This window comes from Pseudomonas abieticivorans (assembly GCF_023509015.1).
Lineage (GTDB): Bacteria > Pseudomonadota > Gammaproteobacteria > Pseudomonadales > Pseudomonadaceae > Aquipseudomonas > Aquipseudomonas abieticivorans.
Genome location: NZ_CP094975.1, coordinates 6,305,724 through 6,321,724, shown reverse-complemented (window position 1 = coordinate 6,321,724; position 16,001 = coordinate 6,305,724). Strand labels below are relative to the sequence as shown.

Below are 16,001 nucleotides of genomic sequence, written 5' to 3'. Positions count from 1 at the left end.
TCAGGTCGGGTCAAACACGAAAATCATCACGTTGCCCTGCTGGTAGCGCTTGCCATCCTTGGGCAACAGGTCGATTTCGTGTTGCTCTTCCGGGCTCTTGACCCGCATCACCACACCCACCGAGCCTTTCTGGCGTGCCTGGGCCATCCAGGCGCCAATGTCGTCCAGGCTTACCTGGCGGTCCTTGGCATCATCAAAGCCCAGGCCGTATTTGGTTTCGCCCGCGGTGTTGTACAGCGCCACTTGCGGGTTTTTGGTATGCCAGGCCAGGGCCGACGCCGCGCCCAGTTCGTTGCTCAGCAGCGTATGGGCCTGGGCCAACTCCTGGCTATGGGCGGCGATGAACACGTCGGGCATTTTATTGTCGACGATGCTGTTGGGCATCGCCGAAGGCAAAAGCCCCACCAGGATCAACATGCCCAAGGCTGGCGCCAGCCAGTAGCGCATGGGCTTGAACACTGCCACGCCATTGGCGACTACCCAGGCAACCAGGCCCAGCACCAGCAGCGTCAAGTGCAGCGGTTCGTTGAGGTACACCGGGTGTTTCTTCAGTTGCAGGAACGCCAGTGCCGCCAGGGCGAGCACGCCGATGCCCAGGTTGAGCACTGCGTTGCCGCGCAACAGGGTGGTGCGACCACGCTCCAGGGCGTCGATCAATGCCTGCCCCATCAGCAGGGCCAAGGGCAGCAGGCACGGCATGATGTAGGTGGGCAACTTGCCTTTGCTCAGGCTGAAAAAGGCCAGGGGCAGCAGCAGCCACATCAGCAGGAAGGCGGTTTTGGGCTGCACGCGCTGCTGCCAGGCAAGCTTGGCGCTTGAGATCAGCAACAGCGCCCATGGCAGGCTGGAAACGACCAGCAGCGGCACGTAGAACCAGAAGGGGCGGGCGTGCTGGGCATCATCGCCGGCAAAGCGACGAATGTGTTCATGCCAGAAGAAAAACCGCCAGAAGTCGGGTTCGCGCAGGTGCACGGTCAAGGCCCAGGGCAGCGCCACCAGCACCGCCATGACGATGGCCAGCGGCCCGTAGCGAAGCAGTTCGCCAACGCGCCGCTGCCAGATCATCCAGGGCAAGGCAATCAGCACCGGCAGCAGGAACGCCAGGAAGCCCTTGGTCAGGAACCCCATGCCACAAGCAACCCCCAGCAGCGCCCAGGACAACAGGCGGGCGCGACGGGTGGCGCTGCCCAGGGCAAACCACAAGGCGATCAGGCTGAGGTTGACCCACAGGGTGAACTGCGGGTCCAGGTTGGCATACACCGCTTGCCCGGCGATCAGGCCAAAGCTCATGTACAGCGCGGCACAGGTGAAACTCTTGCGCTGATCGCGCCATAGGCGCTGCGCCATCAGGTAGGCCAGAGCCACGCTCAGGCCCAGGCTGAGCGCCGAGGCGATGCGCACGCCGAACAGGTTCTGGCCGAAAATGGCCTGGCCGATGGCGATCAGCCAATAGCCACCGGCTGGTTTTTCGAAATAGCGCAGGCCCATGAAATGTGGCGCAGCCCAGTTGCCGGTCAACAGCATTTCCTGGCTGACCTGGGCATAGCGGGTTTCATCGGGTATCCACAAGCCGTGGAAAAACGTGGGCAATAGGTAAAACATGAAGAAAGCCAGTAACAACGTCGGTAACGCCCAACTTGCAACGCTGCGTTGTATGCCTGCAGTCACGCCACGTGGGCGACGCAAAGTCTCAGATAGTGGGCTCATGGCAGTCCTTGACGCGGAGTATCGAAGGTTGAAGTTGGTAAAAAATGCGCGCAACAGTACTTCACACTTTGGAAGGCAAAGTGAAGTTTTAATACCAGATGTAACTTTGGCAGTGGCCGCTGGGGCAGCACACAAAGTCAATGATGAATAATTTCAGTGTGACAGAAGTTTCATGAATACTTGCTGAACGTCCCTCACATCTTCAGCGTGGCCTTGTCGGCGTGGGTGACCTTGAGGGTCGCCGCGCGCTTGGCCAAAACCCCTGCCCATTCTTCGGCGTTCAGCGTGCCCAGCACCTTGGCCTTGCCACCTGCGCCCACAACGATAAACAGCGCGCTGGTGTAGTCGGCGGCACGGGCGTGGGGGAAGTCCAGCTGGCTTTCCAGGTTGGAAATGCACCCGCTGTGGGTGACCAGCAGCAGGTTGCGCTGGGCCACCTTGTGTTGCTGTATATCGGCTAGCAGGCGGGTGTCGCAGTTGTACACCCAGTCTTGCACGGTGATCGGTTTGCCAAACATGTATTGGGCGGTTTGCACGGTGCGCACCAGGGGGCTGGTGATCAGGTCGGTATTACCAAGGCCCAGTGTGGCGAATGCTTGGCCCACCTGCTGGGAAACCTGCCGGCCAACCTCGGTGATGCCGTTCTTGTCGTCCAGGCACGGGTTGCTGGAACGGTCGCAGCGCTCGGCATGGCGCACCAGGACCGCCACCTCGCCAGCGGCCCAGGCGGCATACAGGCCAGAGCTTTGCATGTTGTCGGCTTTGCCCAGATCCACGGGGGAGCGTGGCCAGGCGACAAAGCCGGTGACCAGTACCGGTACCAGGATGGCCATGGAAAACAGTGCGACTTTTCTGAACATGCCGTAGGCGGGCGAGGGTCGCGCAGTGGCTGCGCCTGGTTCGTCTCGAGGGGTGCCCATGTTGAAATCCTTGTAATAGCGAGTGTGTCTCAAAGACTGCAAGGCAAGTGTCGAGACGTATGAACTTCATGGCGGGCAATGTAGGGCAGGGCTGGTGGGTGAGCGGTGAAAACGATGTGAAAAATTTGCAGGTTCATTGCGAGTGGCATCGTGCATTTTAGAACATGAATGGCAAAGCAAATGTGTGTGTCAAAAAGTTCATCAGTTGACGAAGTGCGGGTCAGATGGGCTGTAGCAAACTGAGCCCAGAGCACAACGCTCTGCCCGTTATACCAGCGGGAACTTATTTGAATGCGATGGAGTACTTATATATGAAAGCGCTTAATGCACTGTTGATGGCAACACTGATGACCGGCTCCGTGGCAGCGATGGCCAGTGATGGCGGCGACCGCGTGGTGTCGAACATGAACGCGGCGCGCACCCTGGCCATGACCGATTACAATCAGGAGCACGCCGATACCCAGGTCGCCAGCCACAAGGCTGCGGTCGAGGCGGCCCGTGAGGGGCTGGCGGTACAGAACGTGCATCAATAAATGCGCGAACATCGGGCTTTTGACGTGATGCTGCGCCATAAGCCCTTGTTTATGCTTTGAATACCACGCAAATAGAGTAATACTTGAGGTTACAGGGATACGGCCCAGTCAGAAACCAGGGAGGTTGAAATGCACGGGAATGGGTTGTTTGGCGATCTGCTGCACCTTGGCCTGTACATGGTGATGATCGTTGCCTGGACCTACCTGTGGCTTTTGTGCGTGTTCAGCCCGGTGGGCGCTTATTTCAAGCTGTTGCGCTTTCACCCGCTGATGATCCCTGGCGTGGGCATACCGGCCTTTGCCGTGTTGCTGACGGGCGACTTGATGGGCGTCTACGATTCCACGTTGCTATTCTGGGCCCAGATACTGCTGGGCGTGATCGTGCCGTGCGCGGCCATCGCGCAGTTGCACCGGCGCGTGTACCGCCGCCGGCGCTGATCGCGGTGTCGCGGGTTATTTATGCACCAAGCGATTATCCGTCCCCAACCACTGCGGTGCCTGTTGCGTCAGCCACTGCTGCGCTGGTGCCGAGTGCTTGACCGTGGCGTCGAGGAAGGCGGTGCTCACGGCCGCGACGCTGGCGGCCTGGCGGCGGTCGAACATTGGTTCGGTGGGTGCCTTGTCAGTTTTGTCGCGGTGGCGCTCGCCCCCCTCGCCACCGGGGCCACCGGGGCCGCCCCCTTGCGGGCCATCGCCCTTGGGTCGCTCAGGCTTGCTGCCCTTGCCGCCTTCAGCCTTGGCAATCGTGCCTGACAGGCCTTTGTGGTTCGCCTCATCCAGGGTCAACTGATAGCTGCCAGGCACGCTGAGGTTCTGGTACAGCGCCAGGCGTTGGCGCGCCGTGGCCACCCAGCTGAAGGTGTCTTCATCCTGTGGCCCGGTCACGCTCAGCAGCGGTGTGTCGATCTGCGCAAAGCGCGCAGGGTCGGCCCCGCCCGGTACATAGGGGCTCAGCAAAATTGCCGCTTGGGGCTTCCAGGTGACGGCGCGGGCTTTGTCCGGTGCGTGCTCGCCGGCCAGGGCTGCGGCGGTCTGGGCGCCCAGGTCGTAGCCGGCCACCACCAGGCGGTCCAGGTCCAGGGCGTTGTAACCGGCTTCCCCGGCCTTGCCGCGACGGCGTACTTCGGTCAACACCCGATCCACCTCGACCACGCGTTCGTTCAGCGCCGCCGGGTCAAACGCCTTGGCGGCGATCATGCGAAACGCCCCGGCCTGGGCGTCGGCCGAATCATAGATGGAATGATCGTCACGCAGGGCCTGTACCGTCAGCACCGCGTAGCCGGCGTCGGCCCAGCTTTGGCGCCACAGCACGCCGTCGTCCACGCCTTCACCCAGGCCTGGCAGGTAGAGGATCACGGGCAGGTTCTTCTGGCCGCTGGGTACCAGCAACGACACGTCGACCTGGTGCGTGCCCCAGGCCCAGCGGGTGCTGGAGCCGTCGAAGGTAAAGTGTTGGGTGGGCTGGTAGGCGGTCTTGAGGTAGTCCTGCACCGAGACGAAGGTCGGCGCGTCTTTGTCGGGGTCGCTGGAACAGGCGGCCAGGCTCGCCAAGGCAACCCCCAACAGCAGTGGGCGAAGCAAACGGGAAGGGAAAACAGGCATTAATGACATGGCAACGACAACCCTGCAGGCAAATGTTGAAGTATGCCCAAAGCCCCGGCGCCGTGGGGTACGGGGAGGTAAGGGTTGGGTAAATTTATGCTACAAACCCACGGTCGCCGGAAAAAAACGCCCAGGTTTATCGGCCAGCCCTTGTTTTCTGGCTCAAGGGCTCAATATCCAAAGGCATGACGTCAAACCGCGCCGACACGCGTTCGGCCGCAACAGGAGAAGCTTATGTACCCTGAAGTTCAGCTGTATATCGACGGTCAATGGCGCCCTAGCCAGGACGGCCGCAGTTTGCCGGTGATCGACCCGGCCACTGGCCAGACCCTGGGTAGCGTTGCCCACGCCGGTATTGCCGACCTGGACCAGGCGCTCGCCGCTGCTGACAAAGGCTTCAAGACCTGGCGCGCCGTCAGTGCCTTCGACCGCTACAAGGTCATGCGCAAGGCCGCCCAGTTGATGCGTGATCGCGTTGAAAACATCGCCACCCTGATGACTCAAGAACAAGGCAAGCCACTGGCCGAGTCGCGCGCAGAAACCCTGGCGGCGGCCGATATCATCGACTGGCTGGCCGAAGAAGGCCGGCGCAGCTACGGGCGCATCGTGCCATCGCGTGGCCAAGGCATCGAACAGCGCGTGATCGCCGAACCGGTGGGCCCGGTGGCGGCGTTCACACCGTGGAACTTCCCGATCAACCAGGTGGTGCGCAAGCTGTCCTCGGCACTGGCGGCCGGCTGCTCGATCATCATCAAGGCCCCGGAAGAAACCCCGGCATCGCCAGCCGAACTGGTGCGCGCATTCGCCGACGCCGGCGTGCCTGCCGGTGTGATTGGCCTGGTGTACGGCGACCCCGCGCAGGTGTCCAGCTACCTGATCCCGCATCCGTCGATCCGCAAGATCACCTTTACCGGCAGCACGCCGGTGGGCAAGCAACTGGCGGCCCTGGCCGGCCAGCACATGAAGCGTGCCACCATGGAGTTGGGCGGGCATGCCCCGGCCCTGGTGTTCGACGACGCGGACCTGGACAAGGCCGTGCAACTGCTGGTGGCTTCCAAGTTCCGCAATGCCGGGCAGGTGTGCGTGTCACCGACGCGTTTGCTGGTACAGCGCAGCGTGTTCGAACCGTTCCTGGAGCGTTTCGTCGCCCAGGCCAAGAAGATCAAGGTGGGCAATGGCCTGGAGGAGGGCACCACCATGGGCCCGCTGGCCAATGACCGCCGCGTGCCGGCGCTCGAGTCCCTGGTCAACGATGCACGCACCCACGGCGCCACGGTGCACATCGGAGGCAAGGGCCTTGCTGGCCCCGGCTACTTCTTCGAGCCCACGGTGATCAGCGGCTTGACCCGCGAGATGCGCCTGATGAACGAGGAACCGTTCGGCCCGGTGGCGTTGATCGTGCCGTTCGACACCCTGGACGAAGCCATCGAGGAGGCCAACCGACTGCCGTTCGGCTTGGCATCGTATGCCTTTACCGCCTCGTCGAAAACCGCCCAGGCACTGAGCGATCGGGTGGAAGCTGGGATGTTGTCGATCAACCACATGGGCATTGGTTTGCCAGAGATTCCGTTTGGCGGGATCAAGGATTCGGGCTACGGCTCCGAAGGCGGCACCGAGGCGATCGAGGCTTACCTGAACACCAAATTGGTGACCCACCTGGGCTAACCCCGTACGCGCGGGTTTCTATCCGCGAAAAGAGCGCTGCGTTTCTTTAGGAGTCACGCGGTGTTTCTTTCGCGGATAAACCGGGGCGCCGGATCGCCGCTCCTACACACGCACCCCACCCTGTAGGAGCGGATTTATCCGCGAAAAGAACGCCGCGTCTCTTCAGGAGTCATGCGGCGTTTTTTTTCGCGGATAAACCGGGGCGCCGGATCGCCGCTGCTACAGGCAATTAGCCAATTCTGCCAGGGGCATGGGCCGCGCAAACAGGTACCCCTGCAAAAAGTCGACCTGGTGCTGCGCCAGGTAGGTGCGCTGCTCTTCGTTTTCCACGCCCTCGGCCACCACTTGCAAGTCAAGCTTGGCCGACAGCTCGATGATGCTGTCCAGGATATGCAGTGACAGGGCGTCCTTACCGATCATAGCCACGAAGCTTTGATCGATCTTCAGAAAATCCACCTGGAACTGGCGCAGGTAACTCAGGCTGGAGTGCCCGGTGCCGAAGTCGTCGATGGCGATCATCACCCCCAACGCCCGCAGTTGTGCGAACAGCGCCAAGATGGCTGGGGTCGGTTCGACCAGGGTGCGCTCGGTCAGCTCCAGCACCAATTTGACTTGGCCGGGGGCAAACGCTGCCAAAAAGGCCTGGCAGTCGTTTAACAGGGTTGGCTGGCGGCAGTGCTCGGCGGTCAGGTTGAAACCCACGTGAAAGCCCTGGCCCATGCGGCTGGCCAGTGGCGCAAGTTCCAGGGCGGCCCGGCGCAGCAGCAACTGGGTCATGGGCACGATCAACCCGCTGTCTTCGGCAATGGGGATGAACAGGTCCGGGCGAACCAGGCCTGCTTGTGGGTGTTGCCAGCGCATCAATACCTCGACGCCGGCGTAAAGCCCGCTGTCGGCATGCACCAGCGGCTGGTAATAAGGCACGAACTCTTCGGCCGCCAGCGCCCGCTGCAGCTCGGCCAGAGGCGAACGTACGCGCGACATCAGCCAACGGCACACGGCGCCTGCCAGGATGCCCAAGAACACCAGCAGGCCAAACAATACCGGGTATTGTGCGGTCATCCAGCGCCAGGTAGCGCCGCTGTCGAAGCCGCTGACCAGGCTGATGGGGTAGCGGCTGGATTCAATGCGGGTAGGCACCACTGGGTAGGTCGGTGCGTCGCCGCCGTGCACCTTGCCGTCATCGGACAGCCACGCTGGGCCTACTTGCAGGCGCAGGTGGCTGTCGGGGCCGAGCATGCGCAGCGCGTTGCCCAGGTGGAAGCCGTCCAGGGCGGCCAGGGCGCCCTGGTTGCCGTCAGCCTGGCGATAGACCAGCAACGCTTGCCCCGGCGTCACCGGGTTGCCATCCATCAACCAGAGGCGGCCGTCGACATAGTCGGCAGGGTTGAGGGTTTCGCTGACGTGGCCGAACAGTGAACTGCAATAGATGTTGCGCGCGAACGCCAGGTTGGTGGAACGCACGAACGGCCGGCGGGTGACCTGGTCGCGCAGGGTCAGTTCCACCAGCGAGCACGGCTGGCCGGCCAGCGGCAGCAGTTCATCGGCGGCCTGGGCGACGTTGTCGAGCATCAGTTCGAACTGGGCCAGGGCGCGTTCGGCGGTTTGCCGGGCCTGGTGTTGCAGTGCCAGTTCGGCCTGCCAGTAGAGCAACAGCAGGCCCAGCACGATGGGCAATGCGCCTACCAGCCAAGGCAGCAGGTGACGGGAGCGAGCAGGGCGGGGAGTGAGCGGCATGGTGATTGGGCGTCCTTGGCGTACAGAGCCTAGGCTCTGTACGAAATGTATCCCAACTCGGCCATGCTGCGTTGAAAACAGGCTCGTGCGCGAGTCCGATCGGAATGCTCATTGACAACCAGTCAAGTCGAGCGCGATCCCGGTCCTTTCCTCGCCTGTTTTCGCCTTGCCTAGCCTTCGCTGGAACACATTTCGTACAGAGCCTAGCGAACATAGTAGCTGGCCTTGGCCCTCTGCCCAACCCTCATGCCGCTCATGCCATCAGGACAGGAACCCCCCATCCACATTCAAGGCCACGCCCGTGGTGTAGCTGGAAGCATCGCTGGCCAGGTACAGCACGGTACCCGCCATCTCGCTGGGCGCTGCCACGCGCTTGAGCGGGATTTGCGCCAGGGCGGTCTTGAGGATCGTGTCGTTCTTGACCAGCGCCGAGGCAAACTTGGTGTCGGTCAGGCCCGGTAGCAGCGCGTTGCAGCGGATGCCGAATTGCGCGCACTCCTTGGCAAACACCTTAGTCATGTTGATCACCGCCGCCTTGGTCACCGAGTAGATGCCCTGGAAGTGGCCCGGCGACACGCCATTGATCGATGCCACGTTGATGATGCTGCCGCCGCCGTGCTCGCGCATCAGCTTGCCGGCTTCCACCGACATGAAGAAGTAGCCGCGGATGTTCACGTCCACGGTCTTCTGGAAGGCGCCCAGGTCGGTGTCCAATACGTTGCAGAACTGCGGGTTGGTGGCGGCGTTGTTGACCAGGATGTCCAGGCGGCCGAACTGCTCGCGGATGCCGGCGAACACCTGGCTGATCTGCTCCATTTCACCGATGTGGCACGCAATGGCCGTGGCCTTGCCGCCGTCTGCGATGATCGCGTCGGCGACGTGCTGGCAGCCGTCGAGCTTGCGGCTGGACACAATCACGTGGGCGCCCTGTTGGGCCAACAACTTGGCGATGGCTTCACCGATACCGCGGCTGGCGCCGGAAACGAAGGCGATCTTGCCGTCGAGGTCGAACAACTGTGTCTTGGCCATGGTTTTTCCTTGTTGTGGTCGCGGTCAGAGAGGGGAGTGTTGGATCACGTTCAGGCTCATTTGCTCCAGCAGTTTGTTCATGTGGATGAACTGTGCGAAGCGTTTGTCCTGGGTTTGCCCGTGGTAGAAACGGTAGTAGATCTGCTGCACGATGCCCGCCAGGCGGAACAGGCCGTAGGTGTAGTAGAAATCGAAATTGTCGAGGGTGATGCCGGAGCGTTCGGCATAGTAGTCCACGAACTGCTGGCGCGTGAGCATGCCGGGCGCGTGGCTGGGCTGGCGGCGCATCAGTTGCATGGGGGCCGGGTCGTCGGCTTGCACCCAGTAGGCCAGGGTGTTGCCCAGGTCCATCAGCGGGTCGCCAATGGTGGTCAGTTCCCAGTCCAGCACGCCAATGATCTGCATCGGGTTGGCCGGGTCCAGGATCACGTTGTCGAAGCGATAGTCGTTGTGCACGATGCTGGAGGTGGGGTGGTCGGCTGGCATCTTGGCGTTGAGCCAGGCGATCACCTCGGTCCAGGCCGGCGCATCGGGGGTGCGGGCCTTTTCGTAGCGGTCGCTCCAGCCGCTGATCTGTCGTTGCACATAGCCTTCGGGGCGGCCCAGGTCCGCCAGGCCGCAGGCGCTGTAGTCGACCTGGTGCAAGTCGACGAACTTGTCGATGAAGCCTTTGCACAGCTGCTCGGTGCGCGCGGCATCCAGGCCCAGTTCAGGCGGCAGTTCGGAGCGCAGGATGATCCCGTTGACCCGCTCCATCACATAGAACTCGGCGCCGATCACAGAGGTGTCGGTGCAGTGCACGTAGGCTTTGGGGCAATACGGGAAGCCTTCCTTGAGCTGGTTCAGGATGCGGAACTCGCGGCCCATGTCGTGGGCAGACTTGGCCTTGTGGCCAAACGGCGGGCGACGCAACACCAATTCCTGGCCGGGGTATTCAAGCAGGTAGGTCAGGTTGGACGCGCCACCGGGAAACTGGCTGATTTTGGCGGTGCCGGTAAGCCCCGGAATATGGGCCTTGAGGTAGGGGTCGATCAGGCTGGCATCAAGCTCTTCGCCGCTGCGAATGCCGGTGGACTGGTCAGTAAGCGCCATGTTTATCCCTTTTGCTTATTCTGAAGGCGTCGGATCATTGAACAATCTAATGCGCAACAGGGGCGGGGACAAGCACGGGAGGGGGTTATTGGCGGGGGTGTTGAGGGTGGATCAGCAAGGCTGATTCCAGCGGGATCATTTTGTAGGCGCGGATTTATCCGCGAAGCGCTCACCGTGGTATGCCAGGCACACCGCGGTGATTTTTTCGCCGATCAATCCGCTCCCACAGGGTAGCAAGACTTAGTTCAAGCCCAGCTTGCCACGCAGGGTAGACAGGTCTTCTGCCAGGGTGTTGACCGGGCCGATCAGGGCTTTGCGGTCCGCCTCTTTCACTTTGTCGTAGGTTTCAAAGCCGCCATCCTTGGTTTTGTACTTGGCCAGGATCTTGTCCACGGCGGCAAAGTTCTTGTCGACCTTCTGGGCGAAGGCTTTGTCCTGAGCTTCGATTTGCGGGCGGAACAGGTCGACGATTTTCTTCGCGCCGTTGATGTTGCCCTGGAAGTCATACAGGTCGGTGTGGCTGTAACGGTCTTCTTCACCGGTCACTTTGGTGGCGGCGACTTCTTCGAGCAGGGCTGCGGCGCCGCCCACGACTTTTTCTGGCGGGAAGGTCAGGCCGGCCACGCGGGTTTGCAGGTCTTTGACGTCCTTGTTCAGGCCGTCTGCCAGGGCTTCGAGGCCCTTGGTGGTGTTTTCCGAATACAGGGTGTATTCGATGCGGTGGAAGCCGGTAAAGTCTTCAGCCTTCACGCCTTTCTCGTGGTCGTCGACGCGCGAGTCGATCGAGGCGTCCAGGTCGCTGAACAGCTCGGCGATCGGTTCGATCGATTCATAGTGCACGCGGGTCGGTGCGTAGAGCTTCTTGGCACCGGCCAGGTCGCCTTTCTTGATGGCATCGGTGAACGCCTGGGTTTGCTTACCCAGCGAGTCCAGTTGCTCGGTCACGTAGATCTTGTAGTCCGAAACCGGGCCGACCAGGTCAAGGGGGGCCGGTTGTGCAGCGGCGAACGCCGACAGCGGGGTGTTAAGCAGACCCAGGGTCAGCAGCAAAGCGAGTGGCGACTTTTTCATGAAACATTCCCCGACGATGTGTTGTTAGACGTTGGTTTTGGTGTGCGCAGCTTGCAACAGAGAGCGACCGATGAAGTCCTGGTCGCTCGTCACGCCTGGCAGAGTGAAGAAGTAGCCACCGCCCATGGGCTTGAGGTACTCCTCCAGCGGCTCGCCATTGAGGCGGGTCTGCACGGCAATGAATCCTTGTTCCAGGTTGGCCTGGTAGCAGATGAACAGCAGGCCCATGTCCAGTTGGCCGTTCTTGTTGACCCCATTGGAGTAATTGAACGGGCGGCGCAGGATCAGGTTGTTTTGCGCCTCGGCGGTACGTGGGTTGGCCAGGCGGATGTGCGAATCCAGGCGCGTTACCTTGCCTTGCGGGTCTTTGCCGTAGTCGGGCACGTCGGTTTCGGTCTTGCCGTCCAGCGGCGCGCCGCTGACTTTCTGGCGGCCGAAGATGCTGACCTGCTCTTGCAGTGGGGTGCGGTCCCAGCGCTCGACGAAGTTGCGGATGATGCGCACCGCCTGGTAGCTGCCGGTGGCGGTCCAGGCCGGCTCGCCGCTGCCCGGCTGTACCCAGACGATGCGGTCCATGGCGCTGGTATCGTTGGAGTCCGGGTTGGCCGAACCGTCACGAAAGCCCAGGAAGTTACGCGCGCTTTCGGCCGGTTGGTCCGCGCGTTTCGGCGCTTGTGCCGGTACGCTGCCTTCCTGTTTCCAGCGCACCAGCAACAGGTCAGGCATGTTCTTGACGATGTCGCGCAGGGCGTGGATGTTGGTGTCCGGGGTGTTGGAGCAGAACTGCAGGTTCAAGTCGCCGTGGCACAGCGCCGGCTCCAGCGCGTCGTTGGGGAAACCGACCATCTGGCTCAGGTGCTTGGGCTTGACGTGCGCCAGGCCAAAGCGCTCGTCGAACAGCGAGTTGCCGACCGACACGGTGATGGTCAGGTTGTCCGGGGTCACGATGGGGCCCAGGATGCCGGAATCGGTGGGCGGCAGTTTCGGGTCGACCTGCTGCACGGTACCGCCGGTCATCAAGAACTTGATGCGCTCGTCCAGGGTGCGGAACAAACGCTCCAGGTCCGCGTGGTCGGCCGCCAGCACGTCGAACGACACCAGCATGCCGGCAGCCGGACGCGGCGTAAGGATGCCGGCCTGGTGCTTGCCATGGTAGTCGTGGCGGTCCTGGGTCTTTTCGCTTTTCGGCGCTTCGGTCACTTGTGCAGCGCCGGTGGCCGAGGCCATGGCCGGGCAGCTCAGGGCGCCGCCAGCGATGGCGGCACCGGCGGCGCCCAGGCCCATCAGCACGCGGCGGCGTTGGGCGTCGACGGGGGTGTTGTTGGATTCGCTCATTTCACATTCATCTGCATTACAGGCCGGACAGGCCGAGGGCGGGATCGATTCCATCGAGTGCATCGGCCAGTGCCTTGGCCTTGTCGGCGATCTGCTTGCGCTGATCGGGGCCGACCTTGTCGTACGCGGTGTAGCGGTCGCCGCTGCGCAGCGCGTTCAACGTGCTGTCCAGGTCGCTGACCGCAGTATCCAGGCGGGTCAGCACGTCACTGGCGGTTTTGGCCAGCAAGGGGCGCAGCAACTCGATCACCTTGCGGGTGCCGTCCAGGTTGGCCGCGAAGCCGTTCAGGTCGGTGTGGCTGTAGCGCTCTTCTTCACCGTTGTGGCGGATCTCGGCCAGCGAACGGATGTTGCGCGCGACGATGCCCACCAGTTGCTCGGGCGGCAGGGTTTGGGCCAGCAGTTGTTGCTTGAGGCTGGCCACGTCGCTTTGCAGTTTTTGCGCGACGGGCGCCAGGCCTTCGACGCTGTTTTGTTTGAACAGGCCGAACTCAATGCGGTGGAAGCCGCCGAAGTCTGGATCCTGTTCGCGTTTTTCGAAGTAGTCGGCACGCGCCTCGACGGCGTTGTCCAGTTCCGAGAAACGCTGGGCGGCGCCAGCAATGTGCTGGAACGCGGCGCGGGCAGGGGCATACAGGGCGCGGGCCTGGTCCAGGTCGCCGGCGTCGATGGCCTTGGTCAGGTCATCCACGGCATTGATCAGGGCGCTGCCTTGCAGGCTCAGGTACACGCGGTACTCGGACAGCGGGCCGATGAAGTTGACCATCGAGGGGCGGGCCTTGGCCTTGGCGTCGGACTCGGCGGTCGGGGTCACCTTCAGCGTGCCGCGCGGGTTGCTCAACAGGCCGCAGGTGATGGCATAGTCGCCGGGGGCCAGGTCCGCGTTGATCACCTGGCTCAGGCCCGGAGCGATGTTCTCGCGCTCCTCGACCACCAGCACGCCGTCGAGGATTTCCCATTCCACGGCCCGCTCGGACTTGTTGACGATGCGAAAGCTGGCCTTGCCGGCCGGGATCGTCAGCGCGTTGGGCTCGCAGCTGTGCGGGTGGATATTGACGATGATCTCGTCGTTGTTGGCGTGGCGTTTGGACGATGCCACTTGCGAGGCATAGTAGAACAGCGCGCCGGCGGCGATCATCACCACCACCGAGCCTGCCACCGCAAAGCGCAAGGCTTTTGGGGGCAAGCCGTTAGCTTGATTGGACATAGGCGGAAGAGGGCCTTACGAATGGGTGACGGATGAGGATTTGGCCGGCGCGGGGGCCGCGCTCGGCAGGAAGAACAGCACCAGGGTTACCACCAGGTACAGCAGGTAGGCGCCCAGTACACTGACGGTCGGGGCATCCTGATAGCCAAACATGCCGGCCAGCACCGAGCCCAGCGGGCCGTCCATCGGCAGGATCGAGCTGATATCGAACACCACGCCTTGCAGCGAATTCCACAGGCCGGCCTCGTGCAGGGCCTGCACCGAATTGGCCAGGATGCCGGCGGCGACCACCAGGATGAACAGGCCGGTCCAGCGGAAAAACCGGCCCAGGTTCAGGCGCATGCTGCCGCTGTAGATGGCAAAGCCCACGCCAATGGCCAGGATCAGGCCCAGCAGGGCGCCCAGCGGTGCACCCGGACCTTCGCTCTGCTGGAACACGGCCAGCAGGAAGAACACCGTTTCCAGGCCTTCGCGGGCCACGGCGAAAAACACCATGGCGATCAGCGCGAACACCTGGTGGTTGGTGTTGGCCAGGGCATGATCAAGGGAGGCTTGCAGCGAATGCTTGATGGAGCGGGCCACCTTGCGCATCCAGAACACCATGGAGCTCAGGATGCCCACGGCCACCAGGCCGACGATGCCTTCGAACAGTTCCTGTTGTTTTTGCGGGAACTCGGCGCTCATCAGTTCCAGGCCGCCGCCTACCAGCAGGGCCAGGGCCGCGGCGAGGAAAACCCCGATCCACACGGCCGGCATCCACTGGCCACGGCCGGTCTGTTTGAGGTAGCTGGCAATGATGCCAACGATGAGCGCGGCTTCAATCCCTTCGCGCAGCATGATCAAGAATGGAACAAGCACTTCGCACCACGGACAAGTCAATAGAGATGCAAACTTGTAACATAATGAGACTCATTATTGAATACTTGGCCACTATGTAACGCAAAATTTCATGATTGGCGTGCCGCCGACACCTTGCCCCGGCCTATGCCACGGTGTCTGATCTGGCTTGGCTCTTGATCTTGATTGGCTCTTGATCTTGATCTTGATCTTGATTGGCTCTTGATCTTGATTGTATGCCCCATTAAGCGCCCGGGCCGACTGGAGGCGTCGATCAAGCGGCCGGAGGCGTAGCCGCCGGAGACGGAGCCGGAGGAGCTTCTATTCCGGGCCGTCGTCCGCTTGAGCGACGCCGGAGGGAGGGGACCCGTAGCGCAGCGTAGGGCCCAAGCAGGGGCAAGCCTTTTTTGCTTACTTTTTGTGGCGTTTGACAAAAAGTGAGCCGGCGTAAGGCCGGAAAGGTGAAGTGGCCGCGCCCTTGGTAATGGATATGTACATGATTTTTTAAGCATGCTCCGAGGACGGTGGGCATATCCATTGGTTAGGGTGATGCCGAATCACCTTTCCGCCCTTACGGCGTCTTACTTTTTGTCAAACGCCACAAAAAGTAAGCAAAAAAGGCTTGCCCCTGCTTGGGCCCTCCGCTGCGCTGCGGGTCCCCTCCTTCCGGCGTCGCTCAAGGGGCAGACGGCACCGGCTATAGAAGCTTGCCGGCTGCCGTCTCCCTCGGCTGCGCCTCGGGCCCTTCGGGCCGCCCCTTGATCGACGCCTCCAGTCGGCCCGGGCGCTTTACGGGGCATACAATCAAGATCAAAAGCAGATCAAGATCAAGATCAAGATCAAGATCAAAAGCAGATCACAGAACGGGATTTGGGTTTGCAACGCTCAAAAAAATACCCCGCCAAGGCAGGGTATTTTTTCAAACCTTAATACCCATCAGCTTGGGAACAGTTCGCTCAGCTTCATGGCCAGCATCATGTCGCCTTCGGCGCGCAGTTTGCCGCCCATGAAGGCTTGCATGCCGTCGGTTTCGCCGCTGACGATGCCTTCCAGGGTTTCGCCGTCCATCACCAGGGTCACTTGGGCGTCCGGGTTTTCGCCTTCCTGCAGTTCGCAGGTGCTGTCCTTGACGATCAGCGAGAAGTTCTTGGTGTCGTCGATGCGGAAACCAAACACCAGGTCCAGGCCTGCGGCTGCCGCTGGGTTGAACTTGGCTTTCATTGCTTGTACGGCATCAGCTACGGAGGTCATGGTTAGGTCCTTTCT

Annotated in this window: 14 protein-coding genes; 3 read left to right on the top strand and 11 right to left on the bottom strand. The window is 61.9% G+C overall.

All coding sequences use genetic code 11. The features are described 5' to 3' along the window. On the bottom strand, positions 1-1,707 hold the full coding sequence (gene arnT, locus L9B60_RS28665; RefSeq protein ID WP_283780543.1) for a lipid IV(A) 4-amino-4-deoxy-L-arabinosyltransferase: 1,707 nt from the start codon (positions 1,705-1,707) through the stop codon (positions 1-3). A gap of 194 nt (positions 1,708-1,901) precedes the next feature. Continuing rightward, positions 1,902-2,627, bottom strand: a complete 726-nt coding sequence (gene pmrG, locus L9B60_RS28660; protein WP_249674469.1) for a lipopolysaccharide core heptose(II)-phosphate phosphatase PmrG — start codon at positions 2,625-2,627, stop codon at positions 1,902-1,904. 311 nt (positions 2,628-2,938) lie between these two features. Between pmrG and L9B60_RS28655 the strand changes: the two genes are divergently transcribed. Then, entirely contained in the window at positions 2,939-3,160 is a 222-nt protein-coding gene (locus L9B60_RS28655; RefSeq protein WP_249674468.1) for a co-regulatory protein PtrA N-terminal domain-containing protein, read from the top strand. A 129-nt stretch (positions 3,161-3,289) separates the two neighbouring features. Then, on the top strand, positions 3,290-3,598 hold the full coding sequence (locus L9B60_RS28650) for a hypothetical protein (protein ID WP_249674466.1): 309 nt from the start codon (positions 3,290-3,292) through the stop codon (positions 3,596-3,598). 15 nt (positions 3,599-3,613) lie between these two features. Here L9B60_RS28650 and L9B60_RS28645 read toward each other — a convergent pair whose 3' ends face one another. Beyond that, entirely contained in the window at positions 3,614-4,771 is a 1,158-nt protein-coding gene (locus tag L9B60_RS28645) for an alpha/beta hydrolase family protein (RefSeq protein ID WP_249674464.1), read from the bottom strand. A gap of 225 nt (positions 4,772-4,996) precedes the next feature. Here L9B60_RS28645 and L9B60_RS28640 point away from each other — a divergent pair, with 225 nt between their 5' ends. Further along, on the top strand, positions 4,997-6,427 hold the full coding sequence (locus L9B60_RS28640) for an NAD-dependent succinate-semialdehyde dehydrogenase (protein WP_249674462.1): 1,431 nt from the start codon (positions 4,997-4,999) through the stop codon (positions 6,425-6,427). Positions 6,428-6,646: 219 nt separating this feature from the next. On the opposite strand, the gene L9B60_RS28635 is transcribed toward L9B60_RS28640, so the two are convergent. The 8 genes from L9B60_RS28635 to L9B60_RS28600 form a co-directional block, all read right to left on the bottom strand. Further along, positions 6,647-8,164, bottom strand: coding sequence for an EAL domain-containing protein (locus L9B60_RS28635; RefSeq protein ID WP_249674460.1), 1,518 nt, complete (start codon positions 8,162-8,164; stop codon positions 6,647-6,649). Positions 8,165-8,425: 261 nt separating this feature from the next. After that, on the bottom strand, positions 8,426-9,193 hold the full coding sequence (locus tag L9B60_RS28630) for an SDR family oxidoreductase (protein ID WP_249674459.1): 768 nt from the start codon (positions 9,191-9,193) through the stop codon (positions 8,426-8,428). 24 nt (positions 9,194-9,217) lie between these two features. Then, the gene (locus L9B60_RS28625; protein WP_249674457.1) at positions 9,218-10,285 is read right to left on the bottom strand and encodes a phosphotransferase family protein; all 1,068 of its coding nucleotides are present in this window, start codon (positions 10,283-10,285) and stop codon (positions 9,218-9,220) included. 240 nt (positions 10,286-10,525) lie between these two features. Then, a complete protein-coding gene (efeO, locus tag L9B60_RS28620) occupies positions 10,526-11,356 on the bottom strand; it encodes an iron uptake system protein EfeO (RefSeq protein WP_249674455.1) in 831 nt (276 codons plus the stop codon). 24 nt (positions 11,357-11,380) lie between these two features. Beyond that, a complete protein-coding gene (gene efeB / locus L9B60_RS28615) occupies positions 11,381-12,691 on the bottom strand; it encodes an iron uptake transporter deferrochelatase/peroxidase subunit (protein ID WP_249674453.1) in 1,311 nt (436 codons plus the stop codon). A gap of 16 nt (positions 12,692-12,707) precedes the next feature. Further along, complete coding sequence (gene efeO, locus L9B60_RS28610) at positions 12,708-13,898, bottom strand: iron uptake system protein EfeO (protein ID WP_249674451.1); 1,191 nt, start codon at positions 13,896-13,898, stop codon at positions 12,708-12,710. Between the two features lie 15 nt (positions 13,899-13,913). Continuing rightward, a complete protein-coding gene (gene efeU, locus L9B60_RS28605; protein ID WP_249674450.1) occupies positions 13,914-14,756 on the bottom strand; it encodes an iron uptake transporter permease EfeU in 843 nt (280 codons plus the stop codon). 915 nt (positions 14,757-15,671) lie between these two features. Further along, positions 15,672-15,986 carry an SCP2 sterol-binding domain-containing protein gene (locus tag L9B60_RS28600; RefSeq protein ID WP_003182883.1) on the bottom strand — a complete coding sequence of 105 codons (315 nt, stop codon included), beginning with the start codon at positions 15,984-15,986 and terminating at the stop codon, positions 15,672-15,674. Positions 15,987-16,001 lie beyond the last annotated feature (15 nt).

What these genes read in the sequence shown, in the direction of transcription:
- arnT (WP_283780543.1), bottom strand. Translation starts at nt 1,707, where the DNA reads ATGAGCCCACTATCTGAGACTTTGCGTCGCCCACGTGGCGTGACTGCA.
- pmrG (WP_249674469.1), bottom strand. Translation starts at nt 2,627, where the DNA reads ATGGGCACCCCTCGAGACGAACCAGGCGCAGCCACTGCGCGACCCTCG.
- L9B60_RS28655 (WP_249674468.1), top strand. Translation starts at nt 2,939, where the DNA reads ATGAAAGCGCTTAATGCACTGTTGATGGCAACACTGATGACCGGCTCC.
- L9B60_RS28650 (WP_249674466.1), top strand. Translation starts at nt 3,290, where the DNA reads ATGCACGGGAATGGGTTGTTTGGCGATCTGCTGCACCTTGGCCTGTAC.
- L9B60_RS28645 (WP_249674464.1), bottom strand. Translation starts at nt 4,771, where the DNA reads ATGTCATTAATGCCTGTTTTCCCTTCCCGTTTGCTTCGCCCACTGCTG.
- L9B60_RS28640 (WP_249674462.1), top strand. Translation starts at nt 4,997, where the DNA reads ATGTACCCTGAAGTTCAGCTGTATATCGACGGTCAATGGCGCCCTAGC.
- L9B60_RS28635 (WP_249674460.1), bottom strand. Translation starts at nt 8,164, where the DNA reads ATGCCGCTCACTCCCCGCCCTGCTCGCTCCCGTCACCTGCTGCCTTGG.
- L9B60_RS28630 (WP_249674459.1), bottom strand. Translation starts at nt 9,193, where the DNA reads ATGGCCAAGACACAGTTGTTCGACCTCGACGGCAAGATCGCCTTCGTT.
- L9B60_RS28625 (WP_249674457.1), bottom strand. Translation starts at nt 10,285, where the DNA reads ATGGCGCTTACTGACCAGTCCACCGGCATTCGCAGCGGCGAAGAGCTT.
- efeO (WP_249674455.1), bottom strand. Translation starts at nt 11,356, where the DNA reads ATGAAAAAGTCGCCACTCGCTTTGCTGCTGACCCTGGGTCTGCTTAAC.
- efeB (WP_249674453.1), bottom strand. Translation starts at nt 12,691, where the DNA reads ATGAGCGAATCCAACAACACCCCCGTCGACGCCCAACGCCGCCGCGTG.
- efeO (WP_249674451.1), bottom strand. Translation starts at nt 13,898, where the DNA reads ATGTCCAATCAAGCTAACGGCTTGCCCCCAAAAGCCTTGCGCTTTGCG.
- L9B60_RS28600 (WP_003182883.1), bottom strand. Translation starts at nt 15,986, where the DNA reads ATGACCTCCGTAGCTGATGCCGTACAAGCAATGAAAGCCAAGTTCAAC.